Annotated in this window: 26 protein-coding genes, 1 tRNA gene and 1 pseudogene; 24 read left to right on the top strand and 4 right to left on the bottom strand. The window is 62.7% G+C overall.

Features of this window, described 5'->3' with window-relative positions; genetic code table 11:
- From IPP68_05140 to IPP68_05105, 8 genes are read left to right on the top strand one after another with little or no spacing between them, the layout of a single operon-like run.
- Window positions 1–1,629 carry a peptide-binding protein gene (locus IPP68_05140; GenBank protein ID MBL0349742.1) on the top strand — a complete coding sequence of 543 codons (1,629 nt, stop codon included), beginning with the start codon at window positions 1–3 and terminating at the stop codon, window positions 1,627–1,629.
- Window positions 1,629–2,603 (top strand): ABC transporter permease, encoded by a 975-nt coding sequence (locus IPP68_05135; protein MBL0349741.1) that lies wholly within the window; start codon window positions 1,629–1,631, stop codon window positions 2,601–2,603. Before IPP68_05140 ends, IPP68_05135 begins: the two co-directional genes overlap by 1 nt.
- Window positions 2,600–3,439, top strand: coding sequence for an ABC transporter permease (locus IPP68_05130; GenBank protein ID MBL0349740.1), 840 nt, complete (start codon window positions 2,600–2,602; stop codon window positions 3,437–3,439). Before IPP68_05135 ends, IPP68_05130 begins: the two co-directional genes overlap by 4 nt.
- Window positions 3,436–4,389, top strand: a complete 954-nt coding sequence (locus tag IPP68_05125; GenBank protein ID MBL0349739.1) for an ABC transporter ATP-binding protein — start codon at window positions 3,436–3,438, stop codon at window positions 4,387–4,389. Before IPP68_05130 ends, IPP68_05125 begins: the two co-directional genes overlap by 4 nt.
- Window positions 4,386–5,180, top strand: a complete 795-nt coding sequence (locus tag IPP68_05120) for an ABC transporter ATP-binding protein (protein MBL0349738.1) — start codon at window positions 4,386–4,388, stop codon at window positions 5,178–5,180. Before IPP68_05125 ends, IPP68_05120 begins: the two co-directional genes overlap by 4 nt.
- Window positions 5,177–6,736, top strand: a complete 1,560-nt coding sequence (locus IPP68_05115; GenBank protein MBL0349737.1) for a long-chain fatty acid--CoA ligase — start codon at window positions 5,177–5,179, stop codon at window positions 6,734–6,736. The genes IPP68_05120 and IPP68_05115 overlap by 4 nt, the downstream gene beginning before the upstream one ends.
- Complete coding sequence (locus IPP68_05110; protein ID MBL0349736.1) at window positions 6,733–8,196, top strand: HDIG domain-containing protein; 1,464 nt, start codon at window positions 6,733–6,735, stop codon at window positions 8,194–8,196. The genes IPP68_05115 and IPP68_05110 overlap by 4 nt, the downstream gene beginning before the upstream one ends.
- A complete protein-coding gene (locus IPP68_05105) occupies window positions 8,189–8,626 on the top strand; it encodes a hypothetical protein (GenBank protein ID MBL0349735.1) in 438 nt (145 codons plus the stop codon). Before IPP68_05110 ends, IPP68_05105 begins: the two co-directional genes overlap by 8 nt.
- Here the strand turns inward: IPP68_05105 and IPP68_05100 are convergent.
- Entirely contained in the window at window positions 8,623–9,453 is an 831-nt protein-coding gene (locus tag IPP68_05100) for a GGDEF domain-containing protein (GenBank protein MBL0349734.1), read from the bottom strand. The genes IPP68_05105 and IPP68_05100 overlap by 4 nt on opposite strands.
- Window positions 9,454–9,710: 257 nt before the next feature.
- On the opposite strand from IPP68_05100, the gene IPP68_05095 reads away from it, so the two are divergent.
- Window positions 9,711–9,861 (top strand) — tRNA-Gly (locus tag IPP68_05095).
- 643 nt (window positions 9,862–10,504) lie between these two features.
- A pseudogene (locus IPP68_05090) lies at window positions 10,505–11,420 on the top strand (TerC family protein).
- A gap of 164 nt (window positions 11,421–11,584) precedes the next feature.
- Here the strand turns inward: IPP68_05090 and IPP68_05085 are convergent.
- Window positions 11,585–12,535 carry a PD40 domain-containing protein gene (locus IPP68_05085; GenBank protein MBL0349733.1) on the bottom strand — a complete coding sequence of 317 codons (951 nt, stop codon included), beginning with the start codon at window positions 12,533–12,535 and terminating at the stop codon, window positions 11,585–11,587.
- A 762-nt stretch (window positions 12,536–13,297) separates the two neighbouring features.
- On the opposite strand from IPP68_05085, the gene IPP68_05080 reads away from it, so the two are divergent.
- The 8 genes from IPP68_05080 to IPP68_05045 all read left to right on the top strand — a co-directional run bounded on the left by IPP68_05080 (window position 13,298) and on the right by IPP68_05045 (window position 18,663).
- Entirely contained in the window at window positions 13,298–13,477 is a 180-nt protein-coding gene (locus tag IPP68_05080; GenBank protein ID MBL0349732.1) for a hypothetical protein, read from the top strand.
- A 70-nt stretch (window positions 13,478–13,547) separates the two neighbouring features.
- Window positions 13,548–14,261: a GGDEF domain-containing protein gene (locus IPP68_05075; protein ID MBL0349731.1), complete on the top strand. Its 714-nt coding sequence runs from the start codon at window positions 13,548–13,550 to the stop codon at window positions 14,259–14,261.
- Window positions 14,262–14,320: 59 nt separating this feature from the next.
- Window positions 14,321–14,941: an RNA polymerase sigma factor gene (locus IPP68_05070; GenBank protein MBL0349730.1), complete on the top strand. Its 621-nt coding sequence runs from the start codon at window positions 14,321–14,323 to the stop codon at window positions 14,939–14,941.
- A gap of 23 nt (window positions 14,942–14,964) precedes the next feature.
- The gene (locus tag IPP68_05065; protein MBL0349729.1) at window positions 14,965–15,114 is read left to right on the top strand and encodes a DUF3309 family protein; all 150 of its coding nucleotides are present in this window, start codon (window positions 14,965–14,967) and stop codon (window positions 15,112–15,114) included.
- Window positions 15,115–15,130: 16 nt separating this feature from the next.
- A complete protein-coding gene (locus tag IPP68_05060) occupies window positions 15,131–16,654 on the top strand; it encodes a PAS domain S-box protein (GenBank protein MBL0349728.1) in 1,524 nt (507 codons plus the stop codon).
- Window positions 16,549–17,040, top strand: a complete 492-nt coding sequence (locus IPP68_05055; GenBank protein ID MBL0349727.1) for an ATP-binding protein — start codon at window positions 16,549–16,551, stop codon at window positions 17,038–17,040. Before IPP68_05060 ends, IPP68_05055 begins: the two co-directional genes overlap by 106 nt.
- A 21-nt stretch (window positions 17,041–17,061) precedes the next feature.
- The gene (locus IPP68_05050) at window positions 17,062–17,763 is read left to right on the top strand and encodes a response regulator (protein MBL0349726.1); all 702 of its coding nucleotides are present in this window, start codon (window positions 17,062–17,064) and stop codon (window positions 17,761–17,763) included.
- Between the two features lie 129 nt (window positions 17,764–17,892).
- Complete coding sequence (locus IPP68_05045; GenBank protein ID MBL0349725.1) at window positions 17,893–18,663, top strand: BON domain-containing protein; 771 nt, start codon at window positions 17,893–17,895, stop codon at window positions 18,661–18,663.
- Between the two features lie 68 nt (window positions 18,664–18,731).
- Here IPP68_05045 and IPP68_05040 read toward each other — a convergent pair whose 3' ends face one another.
- Complete coding sequence (locus IPP68_05040) at window positions 18,732–19,379, bottom strand: superoxide dismutase (GenBank protein ID MBL0349724.1); 648 nt, start codon at window positions 19,377–19,379, stop codon at window positions 18,732–18,734.
- Between the two features lie 179 nt (window positions 19,380–19,558).
- On the opposite strand from IPP68_05040, the gene IPP68_05035 reads away from it, so the two are divergent.
- From IPP68_05035 to IPP68_05020, 4 genes are read left to right on the top strand one after another with little or no spacing between them, the layout of a single operon-like run.
- Window positions 19,559–19,762, top strand: coding sequence for a DUF3185 family protein (locus IPP68_05035; protein MBL0349723.1), 204 nt, complete (start codon window positions 19,559–19,561; stop codon window positions 19,760–19,762).
- Between the two features lie 46 nt (window positions 19,763–19,808).
- Window positions 19,809–20,087 (top strand): hypothetical protein, encoded by a 279-nt coding sequence (locus IPP68_05030; protein MBL0349722.1) that lies wholly within the window; start codon window positions 19,809–19,811, stop codon window positions 20,085–20,087.
- 7 nt (window positions 20,088–20,094) lie between these two features.
- Entirely contained in the window at window positions 20,095–20,469 is a 375-nt protein-coding gene (locus IPP68_05025) for a phage holin family protein (protein ID MBL0349721.1), read from the top strand.
- Window positions 20,445–20,720: a hypothetical protein gene (locus IPP68_05020; protein ID MBL0349720.1), complete on the top strand. Its 276-nt coding sequence runs from the start codon at window positions 20,445–20,447 to the stop codon at window positions 20,718–20,720. Before IPP68_05025 ends, IPP68_05020 begins: the two co-directional genes overlap by 25 nt.
- Before the next feature lie 111 nt (window positions 20,721–20,831).
- Here IPP68_05020 and IPP68_05015 read toward each other — a convergent pair whose 3' ends face one another.
- Window positions 20,832–21,452, bottom strand: a complete 621-nt coding sequence (locus IPP68_05015) for a hypothetical protein (GenBank protein ID MBL0349719.1) — start codon at window positions 21,450–21,452, stop codon at window positions 20,832–20,834.
- Between the two features lie 250 nt (window positions 21,453–21,702).
- Between IPP68_05015 and IPP68_05010 the strand changes: the two genes are divergently transcribed.
- Together IPP68_05010 and IPP68_05005 are read left to right on the top strand one after the other, a co-directional pair.
- The gene (locus IPP68_05010) at window positions 21,703–22,461 is read left to right on the top strand and encodes a DNA starvation/stationary phase protection protein (GenBank protein ID MBL0349718.1); all 759 of its coding nucleotides are present in this window, start codon (window positions 21,703–21,705) and stop codon (window positions 22,459–22,461) included.
- A gap of 24 nt (window positions 22,462–22,485) precedes the next feature.
- Window positions 22,486–22,641 (top strand): lmo0937 family membrane protein, encoded by a 156-nt coding sequence (locus IPP68_05005; protein ID MBL0349717.1) that lies wholly within the window; start codon window positions 22,486–22,488, stop codon window positions 22,639–22,641.
- Window positions 22,642–22,715: the final 74 nt, after the last annotated feature.

Raw genomic sequence — 22,715 nt, 5'->3', positions numbered from 1 at the left:
GTGGGTCGGCCGTTCCGGCCGTTCGTCCTCCTTCCTTTCCTCCTGGCCGCCTGCGGCCGCGATCCTATTCCGGAGCCGGCCTGGCAGAGCGCCGCGACCTTCCAGCCCGGCGACCTGGGCGACACCTTTGTGGAGTCCAGCATCGGCGACGCCTCCCGCCTGAACCCCCTCCTGGCCACGGACTCCGCCTCGGGCGACATCTGCGGCTACGTCTTCAACGGGCTGGTCAAATACGACAAGGACCTCCGCCTGGTGGGGGACCTGGCGGCCTCCTGGGAAATCCGAAAGGGCGGGCTGGAAATCATTTTCCACCTGCGCCCGGGCGTCCGCTGGCACGACGGCGTTCCCTTTACCGCCCGGGACGTGGTCTTCACCTACCGGGTGCTCATCGATTCGAACGTGGCCACGCCCTTCGGCGCGGATTTCGCCGACGTGCAAAGCGTGGAGGCGCCGGACGACCGGACCGTGCGGGTGCGCTACGCGAAACCCTTCGCCCCGGCCCTGGAGTCCTGGGGCATGGGGATGATCCCGGAACATATTTTCAAAGACGGTCCGGTGAACACGAACCCCGCCAACCGGCGCCCCGTGGGCACGGGGCCCTACCAATTCCTGGAATGGAAGCCCGACGAAAAGATCGTTCTCGAGGCCAACGCGGATTATTTCGAAGGGCGGCCCCGCCTGGATCGGATCGTCTACCGGATCATCCCCGACAGCTCCGTGGAGTTTTTGGAGTTGCGGAACGAATCCATCGATTTCATGGGCCTCTCGCCGGACCAATACGGGGCCTACCCGGAATTCTTCCGGCACTACAACAAGTTCAGCTACCCGTCTTTTTCCTACACCTACCTGGCGTTCAATCTGGACCATCCCTTTTTCGCCGACCGGCGCGTGCGCCAGGCCCTGGCCCAGGCCGTGGACCGCAAGGACATCATTCAAGGGGTGTTGCTCGGGCGGGGCCGCTCGGCCACGGGGCCCTTTCCGCCCAGCTCCTGGGCCTTCGACCCCTCGGTGCCCGAGGACGTTTACGATCCCGAAGCCGCCAAGGCGCTTCTTAAATCCGCGGGCTGGGCCGACGCCAACGGCGACGGGATATTGGACAAGGACGGCCGCCCCTTCGAGTTTACCGTGCTGACCAACCAGGGGAACAAATTGCGGGAACTGACCGCGACCATCCTCCAATCCCATTTCGCCCGGGTGGGGATCCAGATGAACATCCGGATTTTGGAATGGTCGGCTTTCATCCACAATTACGTGGACAAGCGGAATTTCGACGCCTTGATCCTGGCCTGGAACCTCTCCCGGGACCCGGACCAATACGTGATCTGGCACTCCAGCCAGCGGGGGCCGGGCAAATACAATTTCGCGGGCTACGCGAACCCCGCGGCGGACCGCCTGTGGGAGGAAGGCCGCCAGACCTTCAACCCCGACCGTCGCCGGGACATTTACCACCGCCTGCACCGGTTGCTGGCCCAGGACCGCCCCTATTTGTTCCTCTACTACCCGGAGTCCCTGCCCGTGGTCCATCGTCGGATCCACGGGGTGCAAACGGCCCCGGCGGGCATCGCCTGGAATTTCCGGGAGTGGTTTGTGCCCCGGGCTCTTCAAAAATACCGGGTGTCGGCGAACTGATGGGTCGTTACTTTTTGCGGCGGCTGTTGCTCACCCTGCCGCTATTGCTCGGAATCACGCTCATCAGTTTCCTGGTCATGCGCCTGGCCCCGGGCGGGCCCACGGACATGGCGACCACCATGAACATGAAAGCCTCGACGGAGGCCCGGGCGCGCCTCGTGAAGCTCTACGGGTTGGACAAGCCGTTGCCCGTTCAATACGGCCTTTGGCTCTCCCGGCTGGCGCGTTTGGATTTCGGGAATTCCTTCCGGGACGACCGGCCGGTTTTGCCCAAGATCGGCGCGCGGCTTCCCGCCACCCTGGCGCTGAACGTCCTGTCCCTTCTTCTCATTTTCATCGTGGCGGTTCCCCTGGGCGTGTGGTCGGCGGTCAAGCGGGATTCGATGTTCGACCGCCTGGCGACGCTGTTTGTTTTCATCGGCTACTCCGTGCCGACCTTCTGGCTGTCGCTCCTCCTGATGATCTTCTTCGGTTTGAAACTGGGGTGGCTTCCCATCTCCGGGTTACGGTCCTTAAACTTCGACGACTTGTCCGCCGGGTCCAAGGGCGTGGACTTGGCGCGGCACTTGGCGCTTCCGGTGTTCGTGAGCGCTTTCACGGGATTGGCGGGCCTGTCGCGCTTCACCCGGAACGGCACGCTGGAGGTGATCCGCCAGGACTACATTCGAACGGCCCGGGCCAAGGGGCTCTCCGAGGGGCGCGTGATTTTCAAGCACGCCCTTCGAAACGCGCTGATCCCCGTGGTGACGATCCTGGGGCTCTCGCTCCCCGATTTGATCGGTGGCAGTTTTATTTTTGAAACCATCTTCGCCTACCCGGGCATGGGGCGTCTGGGCTTCGACGCCGTCATGGCCCGGGACTATCCGGTGGTCATGGCGGTGGGGACCATCGCGGCGCTTCTGACGCTCCTGGGGAACTTCGCGGCGGATTTGACCTACGCGGCGGTGGACCCCCGCATCCGGTTCGGCCGATGAACCTTCTCGGGCGGTGGGGACGGAAGGCGGGACGGCCCATGGAAACTTTGGGGGCGGCGCTCGTGGGCGGGCTCGTGTTGGCGGCGCTCCTGGCGCCCTGGGCCGCGCCGGTGGACCCCATGCGGCAGGATTTGACCCACCGACTGGAAGCGCCCTCGGCCCGCCATTGGATGGGCACCGACGACCTGGGGCGGGACGTGGCCTCCCGAATTCTCTACGGCTCCCGGGTATCGCTCATGGTCGGCGCCCTGGCGGTGGGGTTGTCCGTTTTTCTGGGAACGCTCGTGGGCTTGGCGGGGGGCTATTTCGGCGGGTGGGTGGACGCGGTCTTGATGCGCCTGGTGGATGTGCTTCTTTGTTTCCCGAGCATCTTTTTGATTTTGATGGTGATCGCTTTTTTGGAGCCCAACATCGTCCACATCATGGCCATCATCGGCCTGACCTCCTGGATGAGCCTGGCGCGGCTGGTGCGGGCGGAAACCCTGAGCGTGCGGGACCGGGACTTCGTCTGGGCGGCCCGGGGGTTGGGGCTGTCGACGCCGCGCCTCTTGACCGTCCACATTTTGCCCCACGTGCTTTCGCCGGTGCTGGTGGCCGCCACCTTGGGCGTGGGCGGCGCGGTCATGACGGAGTCGGCCCTTTCCTTCCTGGGCCTGGGGGTTCAGCCGCCGTCGCCCTCCTGGGGGAATATGCTTTCGGCGGGCAAGGATTACATCCACCTGGCCTGGTGGCTGACGCTTTTTCCCGGCGTGGCGATTTTTCTGACGGTGTTGGGCTTTAACTTATTGGGCGAGGGGTTGCGGGACCGATTGGACCCGCGGCTGTCCGGCCAATGACGGCGCTTTTGGAAATCCGGGACCTTCGGGTGGAATACCGTCGGGGGAACGTGGCCGCTGTGCGGGGCGTTTCGATCGATCTGGCGCCGGGGGAATCCCTGGGGTTGGCGGGGGAATCGGGGTCCGGCAAGTCGACCCTGGCGCTTTCGGTCCTTCGCCTGTTGGCGCCGGAAGCGGTGCGCGCCGTCTCCGGGCGAATCCTCTTTAAAGGGCGGGACGTGCTGACCCTGGCCGACCGAGACCTTCGTTCCCTTCGGGGCGGAGCCGTGGCGACGGTGTTTCAAGACCCTTTTTCCGCCTTGAACCCCGTGCTCACCGTGGGCGAACAAATCGAGGAAGTTTTGGAGCTTCACGCCGGGGGGCGGAACCCCGCGCGGGTTCGAGATCTTCTGGCCCGGGTTCGATTGCCCGAGCCCGACCGAATCTACGCTTCCTACCCCCACCAGCTTTCCGGCGGGCAACGGCAACGCGTGTGCCTGGCCATGGCCGTGGCGGGGGGGCCGGACTTGTTGATCGCCGACGAACCCACCACGGCCCTGGACGTCACCGTCCAGCGGGAGATTCTGGATTTGCTGGATTCCCTGCGCCGGGATTTGGGCATGGCGCTCTTGCTCGTGACCCACAACATCGGGTTGCTCTCGGAACGGACGGACCGGTTGGGCATCATGTACGCGGGGGAACTGGTGGAGGTGGGCCCGACCCGGGCGGTGTTGTCGGACCCCCGCCATCCCTACACCCAGGGGCTTTTAAAATCCCTGCCGCGGTTGACCAAGACCGCCGACCGCCTCCCCGCCCTGCCGGGACAGCCGCCCGACCTTGGCCGCCTTCCGGCCGGATGTCCCTTTCGCCCCCGGTGCCCGGGGGCCTTTGATCGATGCGAAAAGGAATCGCCGGTTCTCCGGCCGGTGGGCGTCGCCGATCGCACGGCGGCCTGCCACCTTCTGCCATGAATTTGCTCGACGTGAAAGGCCTGACCAAAACCTACGCGGTCGAGGCGGGAATATTCCGTCGACGGGTGGGCGCGGTCAAAGCCCTGGACGGCGTCTCCTTTTTCCTGGAGAGCGGACAGTCCCTGGGGTTGGTGGGAGAATCCGGGTCCGGGAAAACCACTCTGGCGCGGATTCTGGCGGGATTCCTGGAAGCCGACGGAGGAAGCGTTGTCTGGGAAGGCCGGCCCCGGGAAAGTTTTTCCCGGAACGAGTGGGCCTCCCGGGTGCAGATGGTGTTTCAAGACCCGTCGGCGTCCTTGAACCCGAAATTGCGGGTGCGAACGCTTTTGGACGAAGCCCTCCGCCAACGGGCGCGTTGGAACACGTCGGCCCTTTCCGGGCGGGAATTGAACGAGCGCCGGGCGCGGCTATTGAACGACGTGGGATTGCCGTCGGACGCGGGGGAGGCCTACCCCCATCAATTTTCCGGCGGGCAAAAACAGCGGATCGCCATCGCCCGGGCCCTGGCGGCCGGACCGCGGCTGCTTTTGGCGGACGAGCCGGTGTCCTCGCTGGACCTCTCGGTTCAAGCACAAATTCTGAATTTGCTGGCGGACCTGCGGGAGAAATTTAAATTGGCGGTGATCCTGATCAGCCACGACTTGACGGTGGTCCGGCAATTGACGGACCGCGTGTTGGTGTTGGACGGGGGCCGCTTGGCCGAGGAGGGCGAAACCGCCCGGGTGCTGGCGGCGCCCCAAAGCCCCGTCACGAAAAACCTACTGGCCGCGGTGCCGGCGCTCCTTCGATGACGAGCCACCCGCGCACCCTCCCCTTGGCGCTCCGGTCCACGGCCCGGGCCCACCCGGAACGCATCGCTTTTTATTACCGCGACCGGACCTGGACCTACGGGGAGTTGGAAGATCGGGTGGCCCGTTGCGCCCGGGGGCTTCACCGCTTGGGCCTCCGGCAAGGCGACGCCTGCGGGTTGGTGTTGCGCAACTGCCCGGAGTTCGTCGTGCTCTTCTTCGCCCTGTGCCGCCTGGGCGCGGTGGCGGTGCCCGTGAATTTTTTGGAAAAGGGGGAAAAAATCGGGTACATCTTCGCCGACGCGGGGGTGAAGGCCTGCCTCACTTCCAAGGAATTTTTAAAGCAGGTCCACGACGCCCAAAAGCGGGCCCCCCATCTGCGCCACGTGTTCGTCAAGGAACCGGCGGGCCATCACCCGACGTTCGAATCCCTGTTGGCGGGCGAGGGGGGGGAGTTCGTCGAGCCCGCGGTGGATGCCGACGCCCTGGCCATGCTGATCTACACGGCCGGCACCACCGGAAACCCCAAGGGGGTCATGCTGACCCACGGTAATTTCCTGGCCAACGTGGAGTCCTGCCACCGGGCCATTGAAGTCGGACCCTCGGATCGGTTTCTGTGCCTGTTGCCCATGTTCCACTCCTTTTCCTGGACGGTGAACGTTCTTCTGCCGATCCGACTGGGCGCCACCGTCGTGATCATGGAAACGCTGTTGCCTTTCGAGCCGGTCTTGAAAACCATCTGGAAACGGAAAATCACCGTCTTCTGCGCGGTGCCGCCCATCTTCGCGGCGTTGACCCAGAAGATCCAGGGGTGGAAAGCCTGGGTGGTGCGTTTTGCCAACCCGGTGCGGGTGGCCATCTCCGGCGCGTCGCCCCTGCCGGCGGCGGTGCACCGGGAATTCGAAGCCAAGTTCCGGCGGCCTCTGATCGAAGGCTACGGTTTGACCGAAGCGGCGCCGGTGGTGGCGGTCAACCCCCTGCACAAGGAGCGAAAGCCCGGCACGGTGGGCCTGCCCCTTCCGGGCGTCCACGTCAAAATCATTGACGACTACGATCGCCCCTGCCCCACGGGGGAGGTCGGCGAGGTTTGCGTGAAGGGGGCCAACGTCATGGCCGGCTATTTCAAGCACCCGGAGGAGACCCGGGCGGCCCTCACCGAAGACGGGTGGCTGAAGACCGGGGACCTGGGATGCCTGGACGCCCAGGGGTATTTGACCATCGTGGACCGGAAAAAAGATTTAATCATCGTGAAGGGGCTGAACGTCTATCCCCAGGAAGTGGAAGCCGTTTTGTTGTCCCACCCCGACGTGGCCGAGGCCGCGGTGGTGGGGGTGCCCGACGAAACCGGCGACGAGACCGTCCTGGCCTTCGCCGTGGCCCGGAAGGGGAAAACCCCGGACACGGCGGCGTTGCTCTCCCTCTGCCGGGAAAAGTTGGCGTCCTACAAGGCGCCCAAGGAGCTTTTTGTGAAAACGGATTTGCCGAAAAACGCCATGGGAAAAGTATTGAAGAAGGAACTGCGGCAAGAGGCCGCGCGCCTTCGCCGGAGACGCGCGTGAGGACCCCGGCCAAGCTGAAGAAAAAGATCCTTTCCCTGGACGCGTTCTCCGGCGGAGGGCTGTGGCTGGTGGGCGGGTTTGTGCGCGACGCGCTTTTGCGCCGCCCCACGGCGGACGTGGACGTGGCGGTGGCCGGGGACGCCAAGGCCCTGGCGGAAAAATTCGCCCGGGCCGAAAAGCGCCGGGCCTTCGCCCTGGACGAGGAGCGCGGCACCTACCGCGTGGTGGTGGAGGACGAGGGCCGGAAAGTCGATTTCGATTTCGCCCGACTCCAAGGGAAAACCATCGAGGAGGATTTGGGTCGACGGGATTTCACGGCCAACGCCATGGCCCTGACCGTGGCGGATTGGGCCGCCGGGCGTTGGGCCCGGACCATCGACCCTTTCGACGGCCGCCGGGCGCTCAAGAAAAAAGAAATCGCCCTGGTGTCGCCCCGGGCCCTGGAGGAGGACCCTCTGCGGCTTTTGCGGGCCTTCCGTTTTTCGGCGGAGCTGGGCTGGGCGGTGGTTCCCGGAACGTTCAAGGAAATCAAGAAGCGTTCCAAGAAAATCCTTCGTTCCTCCCCGGAGCGGATCCGGGAGGAATTGATGAAAACCCTGGTCGCTCCCGGGGGAAGCCGCGCTTTTTTCGACCTGGACAAGGCGGGCCTTTTGACGGCGCTCTTTCCCGAGGGGGAACCCATGCGGCGGACGGGGAAAACCTATTACGGCGCGGGGGGCGTGTTGCGCCATTCCCTGGAGTCCATGGCGTCCATGGAAGAAGTGCTGGGAAGGTTGTCGAGGTATTTCCCCAAATTCCACCGGCCCCTGGCCGCCTATTTAAACGAGCGCCTGGGGGGGCATCCCCGCTACGCCCATCTAAAGTTGGTGGAGCTTTTTCACGACGTGGGAAAACCCGCCACGGCCAAGGTGCGGGACGGGAAACTGCACTTCTACGGCCACGACGCCGTGGGCGCCAAGATGGTCAGGCGCATCGCGGAACGCCTGCGGTTCTCCACGAACGAAGGCCGGTCCCTGACCCGCCTGGTGGGGGCCCACATGCGCCCGGGCAACCTGGGCCACGCGCCCCAACTGACGGAGCGGGCGATCTTTCGCTTTTACCGGGACCTTCAGGAAGACGCGGTGGCCATGCTCATCGTGGCCCTGGGGGACCATTTCACCTATTTGTCGGAACGGGTCAAACGCGGGGGGAAAGACCCGGTGTTTTTGACGATCCGCAAAATGCTGGAGGCGTTTTTTTTAAAGCGCGCGACGGTGGAGCCGCCCAAAGTCTTGGACGGAAACGTCCTGATGAAATCCCTGGGGATCAAGCCGGGGCCCGAGGTGGGGCGCCTGTTGGACGCCATCCGGGAAGCCCAGGCCGCGGGGCAGGTGACCGGCCGCGACGAAGCCCTGGCCCTGGCCCGACGTTTGCACGCGGCCGCTCCCAAAGCGAAAAAAACCGGAGGTTCCCATGCGTAAGGCGTTTTGGCAAATCTTTTTGGCGGCGACGCTTCTGGGCGGCGCGGCCGGGGCGGAGGAGCGGCTCAAGGCCTCGTCCCTGGTGAAGGTCTTTTTGGGCCCCAACGGGGAAAAAGCGACGGTGGTGTTTTTGGAGCCCATCAAACGCGACCGGGTGCTGATTAAATTCGAAGGGGTGGCGGGGGATTGGGAGGGGAAAGTGATCCTGCACAAACGTCTGCAGGACTCCTGGTCCGATGATTACGAGACGGCGGTGAAGGGCGAACGGTTCGTGTCGCTGGTGGGGCGGTCCCGGCAGGGGGTCATGTCCTACAAGCTCTACCCCCTGGGCATTCGCACCGATGGCATCGCGCTGACTTATTCCGCCGAGGAGTCCAAGAAGGCCCTGGGGGCCAAGATCGTCTACGAATTCACCTCCCCCGCGCCTTAGACGGGGCGGAAGGTGCCGGGTTTTTCGCAGAGGATGGTGCGGTTTTTGCCGAGGGACTTGGACTGCATGAGCGCCTGGTCCGCCGCTTCCAAATAGGCCGCCAAGCCGCCGACCCCGGCGGCGTAGGCCATGACGCCCAGGCTCACGGTGGGCTTGCTCTTGAGATCGCTTCGCTTCGCGAATAGATTTTCCACCCGACGGCGGACCCGTTCCGCCACCTGACAACCCTGCTCCGCGTTGGCGTGGGGCAACAGGACGAGGAACTCGTCGCCTCCGTAACGCCCCGCCACGTCCGTCTCCCGCACTGTCGACTTGATCGCTTCCGCGATGGTCTTCAGCACCTCGTCGCCCATCCCGTGGCCAAGGGTGTCGTTAATGGTTTTGAAATTGTCCACGTCCACAAAGAGGGTGGATAGGAGGTTCCCGTAGCGGGAGGCCCGTTTGATCTCCTCCTCCAACCGCTCCATGACGCCCCGGCGGGTGGCCAGGCCCGTGAGGGTGTCGGTTTCCGAGAGGGCCCGGTAATGGCGGAAGGCCCGCTTGAGCAGGGAGGACCGCGCCTGCAGCCGCCCCGCCCGCCGCGTGGCCCAGGACAGCAGGCCCCCCAGGACCGCCGCGAAGACCAGGGTCAAAACGAGGTAGAGGGGGGCGTTGCCCGAGAGCTCTCGGGGCGCGAAATAATGGAAGTCCTCCCAGGTCCGCCAGGAGAAATCTTGCAGGGCGTAACGGTAACCGTAGAGCCAGCGGAATAGAAACACCGCCGCGAGGAGCACCGCCGTGAGCGTCGCCGTGATCAAAACGGACCGAATAACTTTTCTGTTTTCCATGGATTTCATCATATCAAAGCGCCCCGGCCGGTTGAACCCCTGCGCGAGGTGTTATAATATCGGGGCGGTAAATGAGCAAAAGCGCGGGTCCTTGGCCCAAGGCAGCCAAGGCTGCACACACGATTTAAACGAGTTGGAGTGTGCTGGCCCTGGCAAATTGCGTAAAGACTAATTTGGTTATGTTATTGCTATAAAAGCGCGGGTGCCCTGGCTAGAATCGCCAGGGCTCCGCGGACAGTTGAGTAGAATCAAGGACCGCGGGTGTGGTTCAATGGTAGAATGCGTGCTTCCCAAGCATGAGACGAGGTTCGTCCAATCAAGGACCGCGGGCTGTGGTTCAACGGGCAGAAATTGGCCCGTGCTTCCCCAAGCATGACGAGGGTTTTGCCGATCCTTCACCTCGCTCCATCCTCGTCTTTAGAGAAAGCCGGGCCAGAATGGCCCGCTTTCTGTTAACGTCTGGGTAGCCCCGGCGGTTTAGGCCGGGGGCTTCCGATCTCCTCTGAATGTTTGAAATCGCCCCCCCCGGGGTGGGGCCCGGGCCCGATTGCTCCATCCTCGATCTTTAAGGAAGAAAGCCGGGCCAGAAATTGGCCCGGCTTTCTGTTTAAACGTGCGGGTAGCCCCGGCGGTTTAGGCCGGGGCTTCACGATCTCCTCTGAATGTTTGAAATCGCCCTTGATGGATTGGTCAAGGGCCCGATTGCTCCATCCTCGATCTTTAAGGAAGAAAGCCGGGCCAGAAATTGGCCCGGCTTTCTGTTTAAACGTGCGGGCCCCACGCGGAGCTCGTGCGGGGTTTCGGACACTCTGTGGCCGCCGCTCGTCCTCGGAGCTCTGCGAAGAGGGTTGGGACTGACGGCGGCGCAGAGCGCCGACAGCTCCGTCTGTAGCCCCGCGAATTGGGCGAGGCTTCACGATCTCCTCTGAATGTTTGAAATCGCCCTTGATGGATTGGTCAAGGGCCCGATTGCACCCTCCTTCAGTTGGTTCAAATGAATTTTGGAATTCAATAAATCGGTATACTGTCCCCGGAATTCCAGGAGGTCTCAATGTCGTCGCTGTGGTTGTGGATCGGTTTCAACGTGTTTGTCTTGGCCATGTTGGCCCTGGATTTGGGGGTGTTCCATCGCAAAAGCCATGAGGTGACGCTGAAGGAAGCGTTGACCTGGAGCGGGTGTGGATCGGGCTGGCGCTCGCCTTTAACCTGGGGATTTATTTTTGGCGGGGATCCGAGACGGCCTTGCAGTTCCTGACCGGCTATCTGATCGAAAATCCTTGAGCGTCGACAACATCTTTATTTTCTTAATCATCTTTTCCTACTTCAAAGTGCCGTCCCTCCACCAACACAAGGTCCTTTTCTGGGGAATTCTGGGGGCGCTGATCATGCGCGCGGCGTTGATCGTGGTAGGAGCCGCCCTGATCGCCAAATTCCATTGGATCATTTACGTCTTCGGCGCGTTTCTGATATTCACCGGCCTTAAGATGGCTTTGCAAAAGGAGGTCGAACTTCGGCCGGATCGGAACCCCGTGGTGCGGCTCTTTAAGAAAGTCATGCCCGTAACGGTGGACTACAGGGACGACCGGTTCTTTGTGTGGGAAAACACGCGGTGGGCCGCGACGCCGCTCTTTGTGGTCCTCCTGATCGTCGAGATGACCGATTTGATTTTCGCCGTGGACTCCATTCCGGCCATTTTCGCGATCACCACCGACACCTTCATCGTCTACACCTCGAACGTGTTCGCCATCTTGGGGTTGCGGTCGCTCTATTTCGCGCTGGCGGGCGTGGTCGGAAAGTTTCATTTTCTAAAGATGGGGCTTTCGGTGGTGTTGGTTTTTGTCGGATCCAAAATGGCTCTGGTCGACGTCTACAAGGTCCCGGTCGGCGTGTCGCTGGGGGTGATCGCCCTGGTGCTGGCCTCATCGGTGGCGGCGTCCCTGAAATGGCCGAAGGGTTCGCCCTCTTGAAATGCCGGGGACAGCATACCGATGGGGCTTGTGGATCCATCGAATCGCTAAGGTTTGCCAACGAATGGGGAGGGCTTGGTCTAAAGTAAATTAGTAAGCAACGTCCCCTCAAACAAAATACCGCTGGGCCAGATGATGGCCCGGCTTTTTGTTTTTTTAAGGATTCACCATGCAAACGGCCCCGCGTCGAACACGCTGTTGGACGTCAATCGCGTTTCGTTGGACCCGTCCCGTTCCATGACGTAGATTTCGGCGTTGCCGTCGCGGGCGCTGGGGAAGATGATTTTGGAGCCGTCGGAGGACCAGGCGGGGTCGGAATTGATGGCGCCGGGGGTGGAGGTCAATTGGACGGCGCCGGTGCCGTCGGCGTTCATGACGAAAAGCTCGGTGTTGCCGGTGCGGTCGCTGCCGAAGACGATCTTTTGGCCGTCGGGGGACCAGGAGGGGTAGCGGTTTTCGTAGGCGCCGGTGGTGAGTTGGACGATGGAGGAGCCGTCGGCGTTCATGGTGTAGAGCTGGTAGCGGCCCGTGGAGTCGTTGCCAAATATTATTTTAGACCCGTCCGGGGAATAGGCCGGTTCCTCGTCCGCTCCGGGGCCCGTGTGGAGGCGCACTGGGTTGGAGCCGTCCCGGTTCATCACGAAGAGCTGGCCCTGGCCGGCGACCGCCCGGGAGAAAACGATTTTGGAGCCGTCGGGGGAAAAAGACGCCCAGGATTCGAACCCCGCGTCCAAAGTTAAGTGGGCGATATCGGAACCGTCGGCGTTCATGGTGTAAATGTCGGGATTGCCGCCGCGGGTGGAGGAAAAGACGATTTTGGAATGGTCCGGCGACCACTGGGGGTCGAAATCAAAAGACGCGTCGGTGCCGGGGGTGAGGTTCACCGGGTTGCTTCCGTCCAGGTTCATGGACCAGACGTCGCACTGGGTTCCCTCGTCCGGGACGCATTTTTGCCACAGGATTCGGGGGGTGACCCGTTGGCGGCGAACGGCGTCGGAGACGGTGCGGGCCCGCTTCTTGACCGCCCGGGTCAGCCCCAATTCCAGGGACGAGGCCGAGGCCGCTCCGAAGGAGAGCAGAATCGCCGCGGTGCAAAGACGGATTACGTTTTTCATTCGCCACCCCCACCCACCGGATTTGGAGATTGTTGTTCGATCGAACCCCCGCCCGAGAAACGCCAACCGCAGCCCTTTAAAGCGAAGGAAGCCCGGCCGGATATTCTTTGAAACGACCAACGGTTCGATAACGAATTTTACAATTTGAAAGCATGAAAGACCGTCTTCCGACCGAAGAATAAAGGACATTGGAAACCGCGACCGATGCGGGCCGCTGGATTGAGTCTATTCCAAAACGGGCCTCTACGCTCAATTCCAACCCCGGGCGCGGTTGGGTCGCGTCGACGGTGGGTGAAGCGGATCGATATCGATGGCGGGTCCTGGGTTTAAGTAAATTAGTATGCTACGTCCCCTTATTGCTGTAACCCTTCCTTTCCCTCGGTTGTCCTAAAAGGCGGAGCCCCTCGCGTTTATAGGGAGGGGGGGCTTCCAGTGCGCCCTATTATCGATTTAAACGGAGGAAACAATGAATTTGCTGAATGTGGTCGTTGTTTTGATGATTGTGGGCGTTTTGCTTTGGGCGATCAACGCCTATGTGCCGATGCAGGGAACCATCAAAAAAATATTAAACGCGGCGGTGGTGATCTGCGTCGTTGTTTGGCTCTTGCGGGTTTTCGGGGTTTTGGGGGATGGACCACCCTCCACCTTCCGCGGGTCGGCTGATCCTAGGTCGTTTTAATCGGGCGGTCGGGAAGCGGGGAGAGTAGAGGGGATCATCGGGTCGGGTGGAGACCCGGACGGACGAATGTTTTAGGAGCGATCGTGCTTTACGATGAAGAACGGTTGCCGCCGGGGTATTGCGGCGGCGACGCGACCAGCGGTTTCTGCGTGCTCGGCGTGTTCGAAACGTCGCCCCCGTCCTGTTGCGCGCCCGATCGGGGAATGGAGGCGCCTTCGGTTCGGCGCTTGAAGGCCCCGACCCCGTCCCGCGAAGCCGGTTAGCGGAACGGGATTCGCCGACTAAATTCCGGGAGGCCTTTTCCGGCCGCGACGACCCAGGAGGTTCAACGCCGTGCTTTCCCGATCCCCCCGAAACACCCGGCAGTTCGTCCACGAAAAGCTTCGCCAGGATTGGCCCTATTTCCTGTTGCTGGTGCCCTTGGCGACCCTTTGGCTGAACAAGTCGCTCGCCTTGGGCGGGCACCGGGCCATCGCCGACGCGTCGCTTTTGCTGGTCACGCTCGTGGCGGTGGGCGTCATTCAAAGCCAGAAGCGCCGGCTCCACGCGGCGAGCCTGACCGACCCGCTCACGGGCCTCTTCAACGCCAAATATCTGCAGTCCGAACTGGAGCGCCTGGTGGGCCTCGCCCATCGGACGGGGACCCCGCTCACGGTGCTCTTTATGGACATCGATGATTTTAAATCGGTTAACGACCGGTTGGGGCACGCCGAGGGGAACGAACTGTTGAAGGCCTTCGCACAGGAATTGATCGGGGTGACGAAACGGGACGTGGACCTGTGTTTCCGTTTCGGCGGGGACGAATTCGTCGTTTTGTGCCAATTGACCGATTTGGCGGGCGGTTGGGAAGTTGCCCGGCGCATCCACCAGGCGATCGGTCCGCCTTCCCCGTTGGCCTACCTGGGCATCGCGGTGAGCATCGGGGTGGTTCAGTTGACGGCGGAATCGGCGGCGGACGTGTTGAAACGGGCGGACCACGCCATGTATGTCGCGAAACAAAGGGCCAAAAGCGGTTTGGAAACCTCGGAAACGGGGACGCGCCGTTGAGTCGGCTCGGGGCGGTCCGATATTCCCCTGAAAGGAGAAGCCCGCGTGTATAATGATCTATGAGCCGTCCGGAACCCCCTTCCGTTGCCCCGGCCGAAATTCCCGATCATGAATTGATCCAGGCCGTTCTTCAGGGCCACCCCGAACGGTTCGACGATTTGATGCGGAAGCATCGGCCCGTGATCGCCCTCCTGGTACTTCGGCAACTTCGCCAACGGGAGGACGCGGAGGACGTGGTGCAGAAGGTGTTCCTGAAGGCCTTTCAGCACCTGGCCGACTTCCGGGGTGAATCCCGCTTTTCCACCTGGCTTTACACCATCGCTTTGAACCTCGTGCGCAACCACGTCCGGGCCCGGTTGATCCGGCGCACGGAGTCCATGGACGCGCCCGGAAAAACCGAGGACAGCCCACGCCCCCAATGGCCGGACAAATCCCCCGGGCCGGACGCCATCGTGCGCGGGCGGTTCGAGTTGGACCGCGTGAAAAAATCCCTCGAAGGGCTGGCCGACCCCTATCGGGAGATTTTCACCCAACACTATTTCTTATTCCGGACGGTGAAAGAAATCGCCGCGTCGACGGGGCGGCCGCTGGGAACGGTGAAAGTGTACCTGCACCGGGCCCGGAAAATGGTGCTTCACGGCCTGGAAGCCACCGGAGGGGGCCCGCGTGTTACCTTCTAAACGGGGTGGGTGTCCAAGCGGATATGAAACCGGTCTACGTTTTGCTTTGCCTGGCGTTTCTGGCGGCGCTTCCCATTTGGCCCTACAGCGTGGGCGAGGGGTTCGCGGCCAGCGGGTGGATCTGTTTGTTGGGCTTGGTTCTGGCGGGGTTGCACCTGTTTCGAACCATTTAGAAAGGTCCGACCGCTGATGCGATTGCTGGGGCCAAAATTGGCGAAGGAACGGAAGGGCGTTTTGGGGTCCGTGGACCGCGCGCGCCGGGTGTCCGCTTCCCTCTCCTTTAAAACGGCCGTCAGAGCCGCGGAGGCTCTGGACCGCCTGTCGGGGTGGGCGGCCCTCGCGGTGTTGGCGACCGCGATCGGGGTTCTGGCCCTGTGGAACCTGTTCCCCGCCTTTTCCTTTACCCTCCTTCGGGACGACTGGATCGTGATGGCGCCTTCCGCGGCGGCGGGTTTCGGCTTCCTGGCGGCGGCCCTTCTTTTTTACGTACGCGAACCGCCGACGGAAATCCTGGGCGCCCGGCGGATGGCCGGCGCGACGGTGTCGGGGCTGGTTCTCCTGGGCCTTTTTGTTCCCCGTTGGGGCGCGGCGGCCGAAAGCCCCTTTACCCAGGCGGCCTTGGCGGGGCTGGCGGCGGCGTTTTTGGCCCGCTGCGCGGTGGGACGGACGCGGGGACGTTCCGGCGACGCGCTCGGGGGCGCGGTCCTCTTCCTGATCGTCGCCTTCATTTATTTCCTGATTTGCTATTGCCACGGGGTCCACTCCGTGCCGCCGGGGGAAATTCCCTGCCCGCGCCTGTTGTCGGTGGTCTCCACGGTGCTCCTGGCCATGGGGTTCCTCGGGTCCCTGGGCCCCGACCGATTTCCCGCGCGCCTTTTCATCGGGGCCTCCTTGCGATCCGTTCTTTTGCGTAAACTGTTCCCCTTGGCGGTGGGGGTCGTTTTGGTTTTCGTGTGCGTTCGCGGAAGCCTGTTGGCCTTTTTGTCGGGGCCCGCGGCGGCTTTCTGGACGCTCATGGTGTGGTCTTTGATCGTTGCTTTTATCATCCTTCAATCGTCCCTGGTGGTGGGCGGGGAACTCGGAAAGGCCCTTCAGGAAAGCGAACAGAACTACACCCACCTGGTGCAAGGGTTGAAGGACCACGCGGTGTTTCTTTTGAGCCCCAGGGGCGAAGTGTTGGTGTGGAACGCCGGGGCCGAACTGATGACGGGCTACACGGGGGCGGAAGCGTTGGGGACGAGCGTGACGCGATTGATGGCGTCGGGCGAGGGCGGGCTGGATTTGGAAAGCGCCCTGCGGACGGTCCACGCCACCGGGGTTTTTCGCGGGGAAGGGACGGCGGTCCGGAGCGACGGGCGGCGTTTTTGGGCCGAAATGTCCTTGAGCCGGCTCGTGAGCGGGAAAGGGCGCCCCCTGGGGGTTTCCGTGATCCTCCGGGACGCCAGCGCCCGCAAGCACGCGGAACAAATCATGGCCCAGGCGCTTTTGGAAAAGGAAGTCCTGCTCAAGGAAATCCATCACCGGGTCAAAAACAACTTGCAAGTGATCGTGAGCCTGCTCCGCCTTCAGGCGGACACCGTCGGCGACCCGAAAATCGCGGCTTTTTCATGGACAGCCAGGAGCGGGTGCGGGCCATGGCCATGGTCCACGAGTATCTCTACAAATCAAACGATTTCGCCCGGATCAATTTTCCGAACTACGTGGCCGGGCTGATCCGAAGCCTCTTTCGCGTATACGGCTCCGCGGCGGACGCACCGGCCCCCCGGGTGGAGATCGACGATATCGAGTTGGGCTTGGACGCCGCCATTCCCTGCGGACTTTTATTAACGGAGCTGGTGTCCAACGCCGTCAAATACGCCTACCCCCCGGGGACGGGCGGGACCATCGCCATCAAATTCAAGACCCAAAGCGACGGACGCTTTGAACTGTCCGTCGCCGATCGGGGCGCCGGGTTTCCGGCCGATTTTAATTGGAAAGAGTCCAACACCCTGGGGTTGCGTCTGGTGCGGCTGTTAACGGAGCAACTGCAGGGGACGTTGAACCTCGAGACCGTCGGGGGCGTTCGGGCGTCGGTGACGTTCCGATGGCCCCCGGGCTAAACACGCAAGGAGGATCGACCCATGGCGGGAGAACGCCTGTTTATTGTGGAAGACGAAACGATCGTCGCGGAAGATTTAAAGCGGATGCTGGAACGCATGGGCTACGCGGTCTGCGGTTCGGCCGCCGAGGGCGATAAAGCCCTGGCGGCGATCGAGCGGCAGAAGCCGGACCTGGTGTTGATGGACATTCGGATCCATGGCCCTGAGGACGGCATCGAAGTGGCCGAAACGATTTACGCCCGATGGGACACCCCGGTCATCTATTTGACCGCCTACGCCGACGACCTCACGGTGGACCGGGCGAAAGGGACTCTGGCGTCGGGGTATCTTTTAAAACCCTTTGAGGAACGGGGGTTGAAATCCACCATCGACCTGGCGCTTTACCGTCACAAGATGGAACGGATGGTGCAGGGGTTGGAGGAGCGGCCGGGCGGGATCCTGGACCATCTGGGCGTGGCGGTGTGGGCCGTGGACGCGAAGGGGAACGTGACCTATCTGAACCGCCGGGGCGAAGCCCTTTTCGGGCGTTCCCGGAACGAAGCGCTGGGGCGGCCGCTCTCGACTTGGGCCTCCCAGGAAAAACCGGGCGACGGGAAGGCCCCCGCGCGCTGGGCGATTCTGCGCGACGGGCGCCGCACGGTTTTGGAAGGCGTGTCTTCGCCGGTGGTCGACGGCGAAGGCAACGACGGCGGCCTGGCCACGATTCTCTGGGGGGCGACGTAAAACCGTTCGCCCTCAACCCCCGATCGCCTGTTACCTCCCCGACAAGGACGTGTCTCATCGTTGGGACCCCCGGGCCAAGCAATCCCCGGGGCGTTCCGGTTGGAACATCCCAACGAGGAGGCACACCGTATGAAGCAAACGAACAGAACGAACGGAGCGTGGGGCTTGGCGGCGGTTTTTGTCCTGCTGGCATCCGGAATCGAAGCGCAGACGGCGCCCGGACTGGACGCGCGCATCGAATCGACCACGCGGAATTCCCACGTGTTTAAAACGTATTTAAAGGACGATCGCGTGAGCGTGGACTCCAAACAAGGGGTCGTCACCTTGAGCGGAACGGTGTCGAGCCGTTCCCACAAGTCCCTGGCCGAAGCGACCGCGGAGAACGTGCGGGGCGTCAAAAGCGTCACCAACAACATCGCCGTGCAGACCGACGAGGGCAACTCCGACGGTTGGATCGGCACGAAAGTGCGTACCACGCTTCTGTTCTACCGCAACGTGCGGGGCCTTCGCACCGAAGTGGACGTCAAAGACGGCGCGGTCACCCTGCGCGGGGAAGCCAACAGCGCGGCCCAAAAAGACTTGACCACCGAATACGTCAAAGACGTGGACGGCGTGACGAGCGTGAACAACCAAATGACGGTGGCCGCGGCGCCGGCGCCGAAAGAGTCGATGGGCAAGAAAATCGACGACGCGTCCATCACGGCCCAAGTCAAACTGGCCTTGCTGTACCACCGATCCACCAGCGCCCTTTCCACCTCGGTGAAAACCCACCGCGGCGTCGTGGAAATCACCGGAAAAGCCATGAACGGGGCGGAGAAGGACCTGGTCACGAAGCTCGTTCGCAACATCGACGGCGTGACGTCGGTTCAAAACCGCATGACGGTGGGTCCCACCCAATAGATTCGCCGGACTTAAAATAAGAAAGGGCGGTCCCCGATCGGGGACCGCCCTTTTGTTTTTCGCGCCGGTTAGGAGGGCGACGGGAACTCCTTGGGCGGGGCGAAGCGGCCCGCCACGACGGACCAATCCAGATTGCGGAAGAAGGATTCAATGTAGGAGGCGCGGCCTTCGGACAGGGAACCGAAATCCCGGAGGAACGCGTGCTCCCAGACGTCCAGGGCGACCAGGGGAACCCAGCCCGCCACGTGGCCGATCTCGTGTTGGGTGATCCAGAAGTTGGCCAGGCGTCCGGTGGCGGGGTCCATGGAGAGCGTGACCCACCCGGTGCCGCGAATGGCGCCGATCTGACCGAACTGGGTGCGCCAACGGTCGACGCTTCCGAAATCCCGCACCAGGGCGTCCCGGAGTTCGGAATCCAAGGGGAAGGGCGGGGTGCCCTTCTTCATCGCGCCGAAATAAAGTTCGTGCAGGACCACGCCGTTCATTTCGAATCCCAAACGGCGTTGGATCTCGGCGTGGGTGGGCTCGCTGAGGTTGGCGCCCGATTCGACGGCGTCCCAGAGGGCCTTGTTCAAACGGTTCGTGTGGGTCACGTACCCTTTGTAGAGCGTCCAGTGCTGGTCGACGGCCGCGATGGACAATCCGTCCAACGGGCCGGGTTTGAGATGGTTTTTGACTTCGTGCTGTGGGTAAGGCGGTGGGGCGGTGGTCAACATGTGTGTCCTCCGGAAATGGCGTTCGGTGTTCCTCGGCGACCCCGGGAAGGCGGTCCCGGGATTAGACGGTTTCGGAACGATCGGGTTACACGGCGCGCCGCGTGAAAAACGCCGGGGTGTAACCGCGCCAAGGCGGGGGGTGTCGTACCCGGTGAGAACGAGACGAACGGGAGGACCCAATGAACCGAGCGGGGATCGGTGTGTTGCTGGCGACGGGCCTGGTTCTGCTGGCCCACGGGGTGGACGCTTCGAAGTTGTTCGCGCCCGGGGCGCGGGACCTCTTTGTCGGTTCGCCCGGGGACCGGACGTTTTGGCTGACGATCGGAGGGCTCTTTTCCTTCATCGGGGGTTCGGTCGGGGCCCTGGGAAGAGTGAAAGCGTAAGTCCGTTCCCGCAACGATTTATCGGAATCACCTAAGGAGCAACCAAATGGAAATCACCGTTAAGAACGTCGATGGGCACCTGAGCGCGGCCGCCACCAAAGCGGCCGGCGAGGCGTTGGCGAACGTCAAAGCGAAAGGCGACGCCTATTGGGACATGGCCAAAAAGAAAGGCGAGAGCCTTTGGGCGGAAACCCAATCCGCCGGACGCCAGTCCTGGGGCTGGACCAAGGGGTTTGTCCGCCGAAATCCCGGGCAGGCCGTGGGCTACGCCGCCCTATTGGGCGCGGTCATCGCGATTCTGCTCTATCCCAAAAACAAAGAATAAGCGACGTATGCTTCCGAGCGAAGAACCTTTCCGCTCCCGCACGCTCCCGGTGGATCTGATGAAAGACCACCTGGAGCTTGCGTTGTTGGAGTGGCGTTACGAATGGGGCGAGGCCCGGCGTCGGGTCGTCGCCTGGGGCGCGGGCCTTCTGCTCGCGGGGTCGTCCGCGGTGCTGCTGCACGTCGCCCTGATCGGCTGGGCGATGAAACGCGGGATGGGGGGGGAGCGGGTGGCTCTGGCCTTGGCCGTCGCCTACCTCCTGATCGGGGCGGCCGTGGTCGGCCGGTGGGGCCGGCGCCGACCGGGCGCGGGTCGTCCCTTCGAGGCCAGCCGGGAAGAATTGAACAGGAGCGTTCCATGGATCATCGATCGTTTCTTTTAATGCGGGAAGGCCTGCAGGATCGTTTGGCGGAAACGCGCCGCCGGGAGGCCCGGCCCGGGGAACCGTGGTCCGGGGGCGGCGGGGAGGGGCTGGGGCCGATCGTTTCCTCCGTTCTGAAGACCCTTTTGTCCTCCCAGCGGAAATCCTTCCTGGGAACGGCGGTCGCGACCGTGGCCTGGCGGTGGGCGGTGCCGATGATTTCCCGTCGTTTGTCGGGATGGTTCGGGAGGCGAAAAACGGAGGCCGTTTAAAACGAGAGGTCGGTGCGGCAAAAAACCGGCTCCCCGAAAGCGAAACACGAAACAAAGCGCCGCTTCCGGGGAGCCGGTTTTGTCCGGTGAGGGACGAGGAGCGAAAGAAGTTTAAAGGAAGGTCAGCCCCACCAGGGCCTTTCCGTAAACCCCATCCAGATCGACGTGCGCGTTCAGGGAGGACCCGGCGGAGGCGTCCCCTTTAAAGCGGATCGATTTGTAACCGGCTTCGGCCCCGATCAGGAGTGGACCGAGGTAGACGCCGGCCTCCAGCCCGCCGGAGTAGCTGATCTGGTTGGAGTGGATTCGGCGGTCCACGCGGTTGGCGCCGTCGTGGAACTTGAGGTTGGCCCAGGGATAGCCGACGCTCACGATGGGGCCCACGTACACCGCGGAATTGATGAGGCGCCAGTCCACCAACAGCGCCAGATTATTGACGTTCAATTTCCATTCCGACGCCGCGTCGTTCCTTTTTTGGTTGGCCTGCTCGTAACGCACGCCCAGGGTGACGGGCACGCCGGGAAAGCGAAAGACCACGTCGGCGTTGTAGGTGTCGAAGGTCTTGGCCCGAAGGGTGCTTCCGCTGACGTCCTTCACCCGCTGTTCAAAGGCGTCCGGATTGGCGGCCGAGAGTCCGGCGCCGACGCGCAGATCCAACATCCCCGCCCGCAAAGGCGAAAAGCCGACGCAAAGCATTGCCGCGGCCGCCGCCCCCATTATTCGTTTGGTCATTTGATTCTCCTTTGTGGACGCCCGCCGCCGGACCGGGCGCCCGTCGATTTGTCCGAGGGCGCTTTCCCGGGACCCGGCGGAAGGCGCGGCCGCGATTTCCGACCGATGGTTCTCCGTTGCTTGGACACCCGCGGCGGGGGCGGGTAACAGCCCGCCCGGTTCGCGGGGCGGTGTTACCCGAACGGCGATCCCGGTGTCCCACCAAGGGCAACGGAACGGTCGGAAGCAACAGCATCGAAAGGGGTTTCCCATGGACAGCAAAACAAACACTGAAAACAGCGTTAAAAATCCGGTTTCGGAAGCGGCGCTCAAAGGCGGTCAAAACACCGAGATTCAACCTTTCGGGACCATCGTGCGGCTTCCCATCGCCCTGGAGGCCAAGGCCTGCGCGGCCAGCGTCAACAACCTTAATCAGGTGTTGGCGGACACCATGACCTTGCGCGACCTCTATAAGAAACACCACTGGCAAACGTCCGGGCCGACCTTTCAGCCCCTCCATTTTCTTTTCGACAAACATTTTCAAGAGCAAAGCGGCTTGGTGGACCTGTTGGCGGAACGCGTGCAAACCCTCGGCGGGGTGTCTCTCGCCATGGCGGCCGACGTCGCCGAAGCCACGATCGTTCCCCGGGCGCCCAAGGGGCGGGAAAACCCGTCCGCTCAGCTGCGGCGTCTGCTCCACGCCCACGAGATCGTTCTGGAGGAAACCCGGGCCATGGCCCGCCAAGCCGACGAGGACGGGGACCAGGGAACCAACGACCTCCTGGTCGGCGACGTGATGCGCGGCAACGAGCTTCAAGTGTGGTTCCTGGCCCAGCACCTGATGGCGGATTCTCTGAGCGCCGCGTCGGACGCCACGGCCGCCGACGGCGCCGAGGGCGCTTCGCCGAAGAAAACGACGTCGCCGCTGATCAAGACCGCTTCCCCGTCGGGGAATGGACAAAATTTCGCGCGCGTCATGACTTCGCACCCGTATCAACTGTCCGAATACACGTTGCGCACGAACGAATAACTTCGAACGAAGGAGGAGGGAACCATGCTTTGGACCTTGGCGGTTGTTTTGATGGTGATGTGGTTGTTGGGGTTGGTGAGCGCTTACACCATGGGGGGCTTTATTCATCTGTTGTTGGTGGCGGCGATCGTGGTGGTTTTGGTTCGCGTGATTCAAGGTCGGCCGGCTCTCAAAGGATGACCCCGCGGGCCGGGAGCGGGACGGCGTTGAACCGCCGTCCTTCCCCGGGCGTTATCGCGCGAACCCGGTCGAAA

It is taken from the genome of Elusimicrobiota bacterium (genome assembly GCA_016722575.1).
Lineage (GTDB): Bacteria > Elusimicrobiota > Elusimicrobia > FEN-1173 > FEN-1173 > JADKIY01.
This window is presented reverse-complemented; position numbering and strand designations above follow the sequence as displayed.